This is a genomic window from Acinetobacter lwoffii (genome assembly GCF_022967985.1).
In the GTDB taxonomy this organism is placed as follows: Bacteria; Pseudomonadota; Gammaproteobacteria; order Pseudomonadales; family Moraxellaceae; genus Acinetobacter.
Genome location: NZ_JALJVC010000007.1, coordinates 92,875 through 104,985, shown reverse-complemented (window position 1 = coordinate 104,985; position 12,111 = coordinate 92,875). Strand labels below are relative to the sequence as shown.

11 protein-coding genes are annotated in these 12,111 nt (G+C 42.7%); 7 read left to right on the top strand and 4 right to left on the bottom strand.

Translation table 11 applies throughout. From position 1 onward, the window contains the following. Position 1: 1 nt before the first annotated feature. The gene (locus tag MWG72_RS06205; RefSeq protein ID WP_213687517.1) at positions 2-1,462 is read right to left on the bottom strand and encodes a TolC family protein; all 1,461 of its coding nucleotides are present in this window, start codon (positions 1,460-1,462) and stop codon (positions 2-4) included. Positions 1,463-1,822: 360 nt separating this feature from the next. On the opposite strand from MWG72_RS06205, the gene serC reads away from it, so the two are divergent. Continuing rightward, positions 1,823-2,902: a 3-phosphoserine/phosphohydroxythreonine transaminase gene (gene serC / locus MWG72_RS06200; RefSeq protein ID WP_121980404.1), complete on the top strand. Its 1,080-nt coding sequence runs from the start codon at positions 1,823-1,825 to the stop codon at positions 2,900-2,902. A 39-nt stretch (positions 2,903-2,941) separates the two neighbouring features. Next, positions 2,942-3,073, top strand: coding sequence for a hypothetical protein (locus MWG72_RS15520; protein ID WP_005103875.1), 132 nt, complete (start codon positions 2,942-2,944; stop codon positions 3,071-3,073). 410 nt (positions 3,074-3,483) lie between these two features. Here the strand turns inward: MWG72_RS15520 and MWG72_RS06195 are convergent, their stop codons facing one another. Continuing rightward, positions 3,484-4,416 carry a hypothetical protein gene (locus MWG72_RS06195; RefSeq protein WP_247143464.1) on the bottom strand — a complete coding sequence of 311 codons (933 nt, stop codon included), beginning with the start codon at positions 4,414-4,416 and terminating at the stop codon, positions 3,484-3,486. Positions 4,417-4,666: 250 nt separating this feature from the next. Here MWG72_RS06195 and MWG72_RS06190 point away from each other — a divergent pair, with 250 nt between their 5' ends. Together MWG72_RS06190 and MWG72_RS06185 are read left to right on the top strand one after the other, a co-directional pair. After that, positions 4,667-5,152, top strand: coding sequence for a YaiI/YqxD family protein (locus MWG72_RS06190; protein WP_247143483.1), 486 nt, complete (start codon positions 4,667-4,669; stop codon positions 5,150-5,152). Positions 5,153-5,173: 21 nt separating this feature from the next. Then, positions 5,174-6,088 (top strand): DMT family transporter, encoded by a 915-nt coding sequence (locus MWG72_RS06185; protein ID WP_004645697.1) that lies wholly within the window; start codon positions 5,174-5,176, stop codon positions 6,086-6,088. A gap of 9 nt (positions 6,089-6,097) precedes the next feature. Here the strand turns inward: MWG72_RS06185 and MWG72_RS06180 are convergent, their stop codons facing one another. Beyond that, positions 6,098-6,661, bottom strand: coding sequence for a PilZ domain-containing protein (locus MWG72_RS06180; protein ID WP_004279140.1), 564 nt, complete (start codon positions 6,659-6,661; stop codon positions 6,098-6,100). Between the two features lie 26 nt (positions 6,662-6,687). Between MWG72_RS06180 and MWG72_RS06175 the strand changes: the two genes are divergently transcribed. From MWG72_RS06175 to MWG72_RS06165, 3 genes are all read left to right on the top strand, one after another. After that, positions 6,688-7,923, top strand: a complete 1,236-nt coding sequence (locus MWG72_RS06175; RefSeq protein ID WP_004645695.1) for a lipoprotein-releasing ABC transporter permease subunit — start codon at positions 6,688-6,690, stop codon at positions 7,921-7,923. Continuing rightward, a complete protein-coding gene (gene lolD / locus MWG72_RS06170; RefSeq protein ID WP_247143463.1) occupies positions 7,916-8,599 on the top strand; it encodes a lipoprotein-releasing ABC transporter ATP-binding protein LolD in 684 nt (227 codons plus the stop codon). Before MWG72_RS06175 ends, lolD begins: the two co-directional genes overlap by 8 nt. 86 nt (positions 8,600-8,685) lie before the next feature. Continuing rightward, complete coding sequence (locus tag MWG72_RS06165) at positions 8,686-11,148, top strand: DNA internalization-related competence protein ComEC/Rec2 (RefSeq protein ID WP_247143482.1); 2,463 nt, start codon at positions 8,686-8,688, stop codon at positions 11,146-11,148. Here the strand turns inward: MWG72_RS06165 and MWG72_RS06160 are convergent. Then, the gene (locus MWG72_RS06160) at positions 11,137-12,111 is read right to left on the bottom strand and encodes a lysophospholipid acyltransferase family protein (protein ID WP_247143462.1); all 975 of its coding nucleotides are present in this window, start codon (positions 12,109-12,111) and stop codon (positions 11,137-11,139) included. The genes MWG72_RS06165 and MWG72_RS06160 overlap by 12 nt on opposite strands.

Genomic DNA, 12,111 nt, shown 5'->3' with positions numbered 1-12,111 from the left:
ATTAGCGAATATAGTGGGTGTTGGTATGTTGGATGTAGTTCGGAAATTCTGCAATCGAGCCATGGCTTTGTAATAGGGTGGCCAGTGACATCACATATTTGTAGGCATTCAAGGCAGTTTCAGCTCGTAATCCGCTCAGCATATTTTGTGCATCGATGACCTGTGTGGCGGTGCCCATATCTTCTTTAAAAGACAATTCTTGGATGCGTAAATTTTCCTGTGCGGCTTTCAAGTTTTGTGCCAGAAGCGCATCACTTTGCTGTGCACTGAGTGCTTCGCTATAAGATTTATAAATCAGATTTTCAATTTCCTGCTGGGTGCGTGCAGTAAGCAGTTCTGTAGCAGAGCGTTTGAGTTCGGCAGCCTGAATATTTTTATTTTTATCAATTCCGGAAAATAAGTTATAACGGGCAGCCACCCCGACAATCCAGTTTTCATTTTGATCCAGACTATATTCACCAAAAGCAAAAACATTCGGTTTTTTTGCCGCTTGCTGGGCTTTGACATTGGCTTGAGCCAATTGGGTATCCAGCTGCATTTTTTGAATCAGCGCAGAGTTCTGACTAAAGGTTTTCAGCAGATGATTTAAGGCCTGTGGCTCGGTTTTATTGACAAATAAAGGCGTTGAAAGCTCAGTGATGCTACTTTCTTGAAGCAGATTATTCAGATGGAAAAGGGCAGCATTCAAATTGGCTTGCGTGTTTTGCTGGCTGCGTTCGGCATTATTACGTGCCACTTCAAATTGCATGCGCTGGCCTTTACTGATAAAACCTTGCTGTTCCATCTTTAAGGCATTGCGATAATGCTGTTGCATGGCATTCAGGTTAAATAGTGCTGCTGCATGTAGTTGCTTTTGAAGCTGTACATTAAAATAACTTTGAATCAGTTCAAAACGCTGCGTGTCTTGCTGCTGTTTGTTGCTGAGCTGACTACGACCGACCTGAATATTGGCGATTTCTTTGGCGCTGCTTGTCAGTCCACCGGTATAAAGCGGCATCATGACTGAAATCGTCGGACGAATCACCTGGTCATCCAGCACGACATGCGAACTATCAGGAATTAAGCCCACCCCATTTTGAATAGGTTGTCTTAAACTATTTTTTAACGGGTCAGCCAGATCACCTAAGTTCAGTTCATCAATTCTATTATTGACACCATCCGTTAAGGATTGCTCTAAATTATTTTTTAATGCGCCCAAAGGTAGATCGAGTTCATTATGAAAGGCATACGCACGAACATTCAGATCGATTCGTGGCAGACCTATACCTTTCACCGCTTCAGCTTCAAGTTTTGAGGCCTGTTCCAGACTTTGATAGGCTTGGCTGCTATAAGAATTTTGCAACAACTGACGTTCAGCGTCCTGAAAGCTGATGCTCTGCGCATGAGCAAAGCTGCCATACATCATTGATGCAAGCAGATTTAAACCCCAGACAAGCTGTCTTTTATTTTTCTTTAAGTTCATAAAGTCGCTAAACTGATTTAAAGCCGGTGATGTTATCCGGCTAGTATAGATTAAAAGTTCGTAGATAGAACTAGTGTAAAGTTATAGTATTGTTTCTTTTACATCTGTATTTCAAATACTTATCGGCTGTTTTTAATGGAATATCTAGAATCAAAAAATGGCTTAATCTTGAATATTTTCAATTGTTAGTTCAAAGATGATAAAAACAGCAGGCTAAAATACTGGTCAATTTATCTTGTGAATCTACATTGATTTTTTGACTCTATCTTGACTCATAGATTGAAATAATTTTGTGCAAGACCCTGCCAGATATGGTTAAATGCCATCATTTTATTGTGTTTCACTCTGAAAGGAAAAATCATGCGCGCGTACAACTTCTGTGCTGGTCCTGCTGCATTACCGACTGCCGTACTTGAAAAAGCTCAAGCTGAAATGCTTGACTGGCACGGCAAAGGTCTTTCGATCATGGAAATGAGCCACCGTAGTGCCGACTATGTTGCCATGGCTGAAAAAGCGGAAGCAGACTTACGTAAACTCATGAATATTCCTGAGAACTACAAAGTATTGTTCTTGCAGGGTGGGGCATCATTACAGTTCTCGGCAATTCCATTGAACCTGCTTGGCAAAAACAACAAAGCAGACTATATCGATACCGGTATCTGGTCTGAAAAAGCCTTGAAAGAAGCGCAGCGTTATGGCGATATCAATGTTGTAAAAGCAGGTATCCAAATTGATGGCAAATATGCGATCAGTGCACAAAGCGAATGGAATCTTTCTGATGATGCAGCTTATGTGCATTATGCCGATAATGAAACCATTGGCGGTCTGCAATTTGCTTCAATTCCTGAAACAAACAAGCCATTAGTTTGCGATTATTCATCTAGTATTTTATCTGCGCCAGTAGATGTCTCTAAATTTGGTTTGATCTATGCGGGTGCGCAAAAGAATATCGGGCCTGCTGGTTTAACGCTGGTGATCATTCGTGAAGATTTACTTGATCAAGCTAAACCTGAAATTCCAAGCATCTTGAAATATTCAGATCAAGCGAAAAATGGCTCAATGGTTAACACACCATCAACTTATGCATGGTACTTGTCTGGTCTGGTGTTTGAGTGGTTGCTAGAAAATGGCGGTGTAGATGCCATGCACAAAGTGAACCTTGAGAAAGCTAACTTGCTTTATGGTTATATCGATCAAAGCGATTTTTATGCGAATCCGATTGCAAAAGCAAACCGTTCGATCATGAACGTACCATTTACTTTGGCTAATGCATATCTTGAGAAACAGTTCCTGAAAGAAGCTGAAGCGCAGCATTTATTGAATCTTGCTGGTCACCGTTCGGTTGGCGGTATGCGCGCAAGTATTTATAATGCCGTGCCTTTAGAGGGCGTGCAGGCATTGGTGAACTTTATGGATGACTTTGCCAAACGCAATGGTTAATTCCTGAAACGAAAAAACCCAGCACAGGCTGGGTTTTTTATGAATACAATAATTTTAGAAAATAAAAGTATGCAGGATGAATCCGCAGATCAGCATCCCCAACATGAAAAAAAGGCAGGACATCATATCAATATTATAGCGGGAGCTAAGATGATGCTCGACCTGTTGTAATGTTTCTTCTTGCACGATTTTCATAGATATTTATTGTCCGATCTATTTATCGTTAATACTAATTTGTTGTGAGTATTTTTATCATAAAAAATTGATTAAATAAAGTACATTTTTAATTAAAGAGCATAAATTTCATTTTTATTTAAATATTAGATTTGTATGACAACAGATTATTTATATGAGAAATCAATCGCTTATTTTTACAAGGTTTTTAGGGTTATTTTAAATATTTAAAATGAATTTATTTGAATTTAAAAATGTGGATAACTCGGTTTTTAATGAATTTAAATAGATTATTAAGCCAGAAAATATGTATAAAAAATAATCAAAAATTAAAATGACAAATAAGGATATAGATGGATTAAAAGAAGATACCCATCAAAATGAATATCTTCTTTTTCTGTTTGAACTTAGGCCGCTTTTCTATAAATATTGGCCTGAATCCACAAGTTGCCACGAATATACTGGCCAATCTGGAAGTCTCTGTACTGGTCATTCCGCGTTGCAATCCGGATCAAGGTCGCAGGCTGGCCTTCATCATGAATGAGGGTGACATCATAAAGGGTATAGTCCTGACCCATAAACTGCATAGTCGTTTTACCGACAATATTGCCCTGGAACCAGGCTTCATCTTCCTGACCCATGGTTTCGCCGTATAGATAAGCCACCATTTTAGAAAAATCTACGGTGACAGGTTCTTTATCTTCTTCGGACTGCGGCTGCCAGGCATCAATCTGTTCCTGCAAATTATCCGGCGCTACACCATTATTGGCAGCCAGAATATCGTTCAAGGCACGGTGGTGCTTGATCGAAGCCGGATCATCAACCACCAGATGCTCATGATCTGCAACCGCTTCAAGTTCATAGGCCCAGCCATTCAGATTTACCACATAGGACTGGTCTTTTTCATAATGCGGGTGATTGACGCTATACAGGCTATCGAAAGCGTAAATAATATTGTTAGCACCTAAATTTAGGCGCAATACAGCCTGAGTGTTGGATTTACAGCTAATAATCCGGTCAATCGTGGCTTTCACCTGATAAGGACTGTCAAAGCACGGAAATGCAGTTTTTACTGCTTGAGGTTTGTTGTTTTCGACGGCAATCACCTGACTCAACTGTACCGCAGCTTTACTCGGTCCCTGAATCAGCCAAGTCTCTGCATCCATATCACATTCTTGTGTACAAAGGCCCATCGGCATGATTGGTTCATCAAGAGCTTTGCCTAACCACTGTGGTACATCTGTGCCAGGGTTGTCGGTGAGCAAGGTCCAGTGTTCGACATGACTACCGAAATTTTGATCATCAATGGTGATGATCTCTGGGCTATTCTGATTTTTCATATGCACAATTGATCTTGGATGATGTATTTATAGTTAATCGAGGGTCATTGCGATTTTTCAAGTCAATCGAATGAATTTTAAAATTAAAATGCCAGTCAAATGAAGTCAATTTTTTTTCTCGCGTGAATCACGCCAGTTTTACCGAGCACATACTTTTTAAAATACTGATGACAGATACTATGAAAATGGAGCGATTTAATCATCAACCTGATCGTCTCAATTTGCTAGAATAACCATGATTTATACCTTAATGGGAAGCCTTGTGTTGCCATTCAAACTTTGGGTCGATGCCGATGCATTGCCTCGTATGCTGCGAGATGTGATTATTCGTGCTTCGGATCGCTATCAGCTGGAAGTCACTTTTGTTGCCAATCAGCCAGTCGGAATCACACCTTCGGTCAGAATTAATTCAATTCAGGTGATGAGTGGGGCGGATGCTGCAGATAAAGAAATTATTCTGCGCATGAAAGAGCATGATATTGTCATGACCCAAGATATTCCCTTGGCTGCGGAAGTGATTGAAAAAGGCGGAATTGCGATTCATCCCCGTGGTGAAATTTATACTACGGCCAATGTCAAAGCGCGCTTACATCTGCGCGATTTTATGGACAGCTTACGCGGAGCGGGCGTGCAAACGGGCGGTCCGCCACCGATTTCAGAACGGGATAAACGCGAATTTTCCAGCGCACTCGATCAGACCATCCAAAAACAAAAACGTAAAACTTCCGCGCTTTAAGCCTTATTCAGAGTGACTCGCATGCCCACACAAACCAATATGATTGCCACCTATCTTTTATTGGTTTTTATCTGGGCGACGACACCGCTAGCTATTGTCTGGAGTGTGACGGATTTGCATCCGCTCTGGGCTTTGGCATTGCGTTTCTTTTTGGCTTTGCCTTTTGCATTTGCCTTGTTGTGGCTATTTAAAACCCGTTTTCCCTTAGATAAATTATCCATGCACAGTTACCTGGCTGGTGCATGCAGTTTTATCGGCTCACAGATTTTCACTTATCTGGCCACGGATTATCTGAGTTCAGGCATTATTGCCCTGATGTTCGGACTGGCGCCGATTATTACCGGTTTAATTGGCCGTTTTGTATTTCAGCTTAAGCTCTATCCTTCGCAGTGGGGTGGTATGGCGATTGCCTTGCTGGGTCTGGGCATTATCTGTGTCGGTGGCAAAGATCAGCATATTCAGCCGATTGGCATAGGCCTGATGTTGCTCAGTGTTTTTATTTACTGTGTTTCGATGTTCTGGGTGAAAAAAGTTAATGCACCTCTCGAACCTATGGCACAAGCGGCCGGTTCTATTGCTGTTTCAGCGGTCATGGCCTGTACCATGTTGCCATTTATCTGGCAATTTGCACCAACCCAGATCCCACAGGCAAAATCGCTGATTGGACTCAGTTATGCTGTAATCATGGCTTCCCTGATTGCGATGTTCTGTTATTTTAAACTGGTGCAGAAAATCAAGGCGACCACTTTGTCATTGACCACCGTATTGACGCCGATGCTGGCCTTATTTGTCGGGGTGATTCTGAATGATGAAAAATTATCGGGTGGAGCAGTCTTTGGCGTCGTTATCTTACTGGCTGGTTTGTTGTTATATTTTTCCAGAGAAATTAAAGCGAGCTATAACGCTCGCCTTTCATCACCCAGCAGCACTGACTAAAGCAGTAATTTAAACAAAGTGAGCCTTGACGCATTCACCCAGTTTGACACGGTCTTGGGGATGCATGGTAATAAAATATGCACCAGTCCGATATTTGCCATTTTCTTCTTCGCGACTGTAGGCCACCTGAGCGGTTGCTGCAATATGGAAGAAATTTTCTGGATGACTCAAAGTCACGTGCAGATAGGTGCCTTCAGCGATAGGGCGCTCATTAAAGAAGCTAAAACCGGTTTCCGAAAAATTCACCTGTTCCGGTACAGGTAACATGCTTTGTACAATTGCGTCATACAAAGAACCGGTAATAAGGTTTAACTTTTGATTAAATAAGGATAAGATTCGAGCAATTTGTTGATCTTTTTCAGATAATTGTTCTAATTCGTAGTTAACCGCATGATCAAATTGATCTAGTTCTGCAAGTAGTAGAAAATAGCGGGGCAACACGAAGTTAGGATCGTAAGGATCATTCAAGGCAACATCATCGGAAATAATCTGATAATTAATTCGTAAGGCAGCATCGATTCGAGACATGACGCGTCTTTCCGTAAATCCGTTTGGATGCTGTACATTTTCCATAATTTATTACCTCGGACTAGATGGTTATGTTCAAACCAATCTCGCTGTATATAGGGTTGAAATATACTCGCGCACGGCGTAGTAACCACTTCATTTCTTTTATCGCGTTGGTCTCAATGATCGGCCTCACACTCGGTGTGGCAGTCCTTATTACAGTCTTGTCTGTGATGAATGGTTTTGACCGAGAGTTAAAGAATCGTGTCTTAGGAATGATACCTCAAGCGACTGTTTCCTCCACACAAATTTTAACAAATTGGCCAGAACTTGCAAAACAAATTGAAGGGCATGAACATGTCCAGGGAGTCGCACCTTTTACTCAATTACAAGGCATGCTGACCGCACAGGGTCAGGTCGCCGGCATTATGGTCAGCGGGATTGAACCCGAGTATGAGAAAAAAGTTTCAATTATACAAAACCATATGGTTGAGGGCAGTATCGACAGCCTGAAAAAAGGTGAATTTGGTATTGTTTTGGGCAAGCAAATGACCGATGCCATGGGTGTGGGTTTAAATGACAATATTACTCTGGTTTTGCCAGAAGCCACCCCATCACCAGCTGGTGTCGTCCCGCGTTTCAAGCGTTTTAAAGTGGTGGGAATCTTCAGTATTGGTGCTGAAGTTGACTCGATGATGGGTTATATCGCTTTAAATGATGCCTCGACCTTGCTGCGTCTACCGGATGGTGCGCAGGGTGTGCGTATGAAGCTGGATGATATTTTCCTGGCACCACAAGTGTCTCAGGAAATTGTGCGTGATTTGCCGGGGAATTTCTATGCTTCGGACTGGACTTATACCCATGGTAATCTGTTCAGCGCGATTCAGATGGAAAAAGCCATGGTCAGCCTGCTTTTATTCCTGATCGTTCTAGTCGCGGCATTTAATATTGTGTCTTCACTGGTGATGGTGGTGACGGATAAAAAATCGGACATTGCCATTTTAAGGACTTTGGGGGCTTCACCTGCCACCATTACCAAAATCTTTATGGTGCAAGGTACCGTGATTGGGGTGATTGGAACTTGTGCAGGGGCCATCCTCGGGATTATTGCGGCAACCAGTATCAGTAGCTTTATTGGCTGGCTCAACAATACTTTAGGCCTGAATATGTTTGATGCCTATTTTATTAACTACTTACCTTCGTATCTGCGCTGGCAGGATGTCTTGGTGATTGTAGGCTTGTCACTGGCACTCAGTTTTGTCGCGACAATTTATCCGGCTTTACGTGCAGCAAAAATTCAACCGGCAGAGGCTTTGCGTTATGAGTAATCTGATTTTAGATGCCCAGAATATTCACAAATCCTTTACCGATGGCAAGGCCACTGTCGATGTGATTCGCGGCTTGTCGCTACAGGTAAAAGCAGGTGAGTTTGTTTCGATTGTAGGTTCAAGTGGTTCAGGCAAAAGTACCTTATTACATGTTTTGGGTGGATTGGATCGCCCGACGTCAGGTCAGGTCATGGTGAATGGCCGCCGTTTTGATACCTTGTCTGAAGCAGAACGCGGTTATGTGCGGAATGAGCATTTGGGCTTTGTTTATCAGTTTCATCACCTGTTGCCAGAATTTACGGCACTGGAAAATGTGGCCATGCCGCTGATGTTACGCGACAACATGAAGTTTAAGGAAGCCAAACAGCAGGCCGAATATTTGCTGGAACGTGTTGGTCTTTCGCATCGTCTGACTCACAAGCCGGGTGAATTATCCGGAGGTGAGCGTCAGCGTGTAGCTTTGGCGCGTGCAGTGGTCGGTAAACCTAAACTGATGATGGCCGATGAACCGACCGGAAATCTAGACCGCAAGACTGCAGCAAAGATTTTTGAACTGCTGACCGAATTGCAACGTGAGTTCAATATGGCGATGCTGATTGTGACGCATGATGAACAGCTAGCCCATGCAGCAAATCGGATTTTACATATGCAGGATGGTCTCTGGATTGAACCATAAATAACGAGAATATTCGCATTTGATTGAAGCTCACTCCGGTGGGCTTTATTATTGGGCAAAATAATAACAAGATAGAACAAGATTTAATGTTGCAGTGGCTGTGTATCGGCTGGATTTTAGGCCTTGCCTGTATGGGGAAAAGTTTCCTGTCTGTTCAACTGAGCGGGACGGTAGTTTTGATCGTTGCGCTGTTGTGGTATATGAGTTGCCATAAATTAAAGTTCATTTCGAATACACCGCTGCGAAGCCTGTTGATCACTGGGTCCGGCCTGCTTTTAGGACTGTTTTTAGGCCACGCTTATGCCAATCTGCAATTGGCTGAACGTTTATCCAAGCGAGAGCACGAGGTTTTTGAAAAAGAAATCGTGGTGTATATTAAAGAGCTGAATAAACTGGGCGATCAGAATATCCAGCAAGCCTTACATGTGCTTAACCTTGATGGCACTACAGTTAAGTGGATGGGTTTTCTGCCAATCTCAGATCCTGCTACATCCAGATTGGTAAATGATGAAACCAAACAGCAGACTCTTGAACTGGGACACTATTATTTATTACAAGGCCAGATTCGACCTAACCATAGTTATGCCGCACCGGGTGCTTTTGATGCAGAAAAGTGGGCATTGCAGCAAAATGTTATGGCCGGATTTAGGATTAAACATATCCGAGAGTTGCAACTGCAACAACTCTATGCACTAGGTCATGCTCAACATTTACGTCAGCAGAAAAATTTGAATCAGCGATTTTTGCTTTGGGTAGAACAGCAGCGACTGGCCTTAAGAGAGTTTGTAGCCAGACAACCCGTACAGCAGAAAGGCTTGTTACTGGCTCTATTAAGTGGTGATGAAAGTTTGTTGGATCAATCAACTGAGCAGAAATTCCAGCGTTTTGGCATGAGCCATTTACTGGCAATTTCCGGACCACATGTGCTGATCTTTGCCTTTATCGTCTGTGGTACGTTGCAATATTTGATTTCAAGGTACGCGCCGCAGATTTATCTGAAATGGCCAAGGCAGTATTTTTTGAGTCTGCCTTTTTTATTATGTGTGCTGTTGTATTGTGCCTTTGTCGGTTTTGAAATTCCGGCGCTACGCACTTTACTGATTTGTGTGATTGTGACTTTCACCCTGCTGTTTAGGCAAAGTGTGCAGCCATTAAAACTGCTGATTTTAAGTGCTGCCTTATTGTTGCTCTTTGATCCTTTTAGCATTTTGTCGGCCGCATTCTGGCTGTCTTATGGAGCCTGTTTTGTCTTGCTGCGAATCTATCAAACCATTCAGCAGCAACCGCATCAAACAATACAAACAGCATTACAATGGCTGTATTTTGCAATGAAAGTTTTAGTGGAGTCGCAGTGGAAAATTTTTCTGGCCCTGTTTCCCTTAATGATGCTGTTCTTTAAGCAGATCGCCTGGATTACGCCGCTAAGTAACCTGGTGGCTATCCCGTGGATTGGCCTGCTGATAGTTCCCGTAGATATTCTGGCGGCTTTATTATTTTTCATCTCTGAACCACTTTCGAGTCTGCTGTTTCAGCTCAATGATATTTTTATTCATATGCTGCTGGCATTTCTGAATCTGCTTGATCGGCTGTTTGCGCCACAACTGATTCCGGTAGCCATGAATGTCTGGATGATTGCTCTATGTATTTTGGGCTTGTTAATTGTCTTTTTGCCGCGTGGCTTAGTGCCCAAAAGCTGGACAGCAATTGCCTGTGTACCGCTGTGCATTCCTCAACTTAATCAGCATGCATTTCAGCTGTCTGTTCTGGATGTCGGGCAGGGACAGGCCATCTTCATTCGTGACGGGCAACACAGCATGATGATTGACATGGGTGGTTATTATAATGAAGAAAAATTCAGTATTGGCCGGCAAGTGATTATGCCGTTTCTATCTGTGCAAGGTGTTGGAGAACTGGATCGACTAATTTTGACTCATCTGGATCAGGATCATAGCGGTGCTTATTTCAGCATTAAAGATCAATTAAACATCAAGCAAGTGTCATCCAATCAGATGCCTGAAACCGCTACTTCTTCAAGCTTTCAGTTTTGTTATGAAGGACAGCAATGGCAATGGTCTGAAGAGATTAACTTTAAAATTCTGGCACCTCGGCAGCAGCAGTTAAATACGCCAAACTTCAATAAAAACGACCGATCTTGTGTGATATATCTGCAAGTTAAAAATGCCGGACCGTACCAAAACTTTTTACTGATGGGGGATGCGGGTTGGGAAACTGAATATCAGCTGCTCCAAGACTATCCCGAACTTCAGGTCGATGTGCTGGTACTCGGCCATCATGGCAGTCAGCACAGTTCAGCCTATCAATTTTTAGAAGTTTTGCAGCCTAAACTGGCGATTGCCTCGGCTGGGAAATTTAATCGATATGGCCACCCGAGCCAACTGACGCAGCAACGGTTGAAAGCACTTAATATTCCCTTATTGACTACAGCAGAACAGGGGAGTGTGCACTTCCAGCAACAAGGCTCAAAACTGGTGCTTTCTGCCGAACGACATGAATGGCAGTGGTTGTATCGTCAGCCCTTAAGTGACTGATTCCAATATGGGCGAAACTTCATGTAGTTCTTGTGTTTTCAACGCATTTACTTTGTCCAGGGCTTGTTCATGTTCAAGTTTATAGAGATTTCCTAAATCTTGATGCGCATTAAAGCGTTTATAACTCCAGTGATAATGTTCCGGATGGCGGCGAATTAAATTTTCAATACTGTTGATAATGACTTGCGTACCTTGATTGGCATTGCCACTATAAATTTTTTCATCAACCGTTTCGATAAAGATATCGAATCCATCTGCAGTATTACGTAGAGCATATAAAAACAGGGCGCGCGCTTTGGTCTTTTGAATCAGCTTAGCACTCAAATTACTCGTAGCTAAAGGCACACCGAAATATGGAATATATTCACCACCGATATTCGGGGTATGATCCGGCAGGATGACCGTAGTGCCGCCTTGTTTTAAGGCCTTAAAAATCTGACGGACGCCCGATTCATCAGTCGGTACCAGATGCGCCTGTTCCCGGCTACGGGCAGCCCGTACAAATTGATCTGCAGCCTGATTTTTCACAGGTTTATACATAATGGTCATTGAAGTGAACTGGGCAATATAGGCATTCATAATTTCCCAGGTACCAAAATGCGGCACGATTAACACGAGGCCTTTATTTTGTGCAATGGCATCATGAAGTAGATCTTCGCCAATAACGCGATGAACGCGTTTAAGATTTTTCTGATTGCTTGAGCCCCAAATAGTAAAGAACTCGAAATATGACATTAATTCATTGCGAACCGCAGCACGGTTAATCTGTTCACGTTCCTGATTAGACAGTTCTGAAAGACTGATTTCAAGGTTCAGACGAATGACTTCCGAAGTTTTAGTGACTTTAAAACTGTTCACAATAAAGGCCAGAATACGGGCCATCCAGCGAGAAACCGGAAGCGGTTGGCGGCTAATGTATTTGAGTAATCCGTAAGCTGAATTCCGTGGGCCCTGTTTCGTCAT

What these genes read in the sequence shown, in the direction of transcription:
- MWG72_RS06205 (WP_213687517.1), bottom strand. Translation starts at nt 1,462, where the DNA reads ATGAACTTAAAGAAAAATAAAAGACAGCTTGTCTGGGGTTTAAATCTG.
- serC (WP_121980404.1), top strand. Translation starts at nt 1,823, where the DNA reads ATGCGCGCGTACAACTTCTGTGCTGGTCCTGCTGCATTACCGACTGCC.
- MWG72_RS15520 (WP_005103875.1), top strand. Translation starts at nt 2,942, where the DNA reads ATGAATACAATAATTTTAGAAAATAAAAGTATGCAGGATGAATCCGCA.
- MWG72_RS06195 (WP_247143464.1), bottom strand. Translation starts at nt 4,416, where the DNA reads ATGAAAAATCAGAATAGCCCAGAGATCATCACCATTGATGATCAAAAT.
- MWG72_RS06190 (WP_247143483.1), top strand. Translation starts at nt 4,667, where the DNA reads ATGGGAAGCCTTGTGTTGCCATTCAAACTTTGGGTCGATGCCGATGCA.
- MWG72_RS06185 (WP_004645697.1), top strand. Translation starts at nt 5,174, where the DNA reads ATGCCCACACAAACCAATATGATTGCCACCTATCTTTTATTGGTTTTT.
- MWG72_RS06180 (WP_004279140.1), bottom strand. Translation starts at nt 6,661, where the DNA reads ATGGAAAATGTACAGCATCCAAACGGATTTACGGAAAGACGCGTCATG.
- MWG72_RS06175 (WP_004645695.1), top strand. Translation starts at nt 6,688, where the DNA reads ATGTTCAAACCAATCTCGCTGTATATAGGGTTGAAATATACTCGCGCA.
- lolD (WP_247143463.1), top strand. Translation starts at nt 7,916, where the DNA reads ATGAGTAATCTGATTTTAGATGCCCAGAATATTCACAAATCCTTTACC.
- MWG72_RS06165 (WP_247143482.1), top strand. Translation starts at nt 8,686, where the DNA reads ATGTTGCAGTGGCTGTGTATCGGCTGGATTTTAGGCCTTGCCTGTATG.
- MWG72_RS06160 (WP_247143462.1), bottom strand. Translation starts at nt 12,111, where the DNA reads ATGACGAAACAGGGCCCACGGAATTCAGCTTACGGATTACTCAAATAC.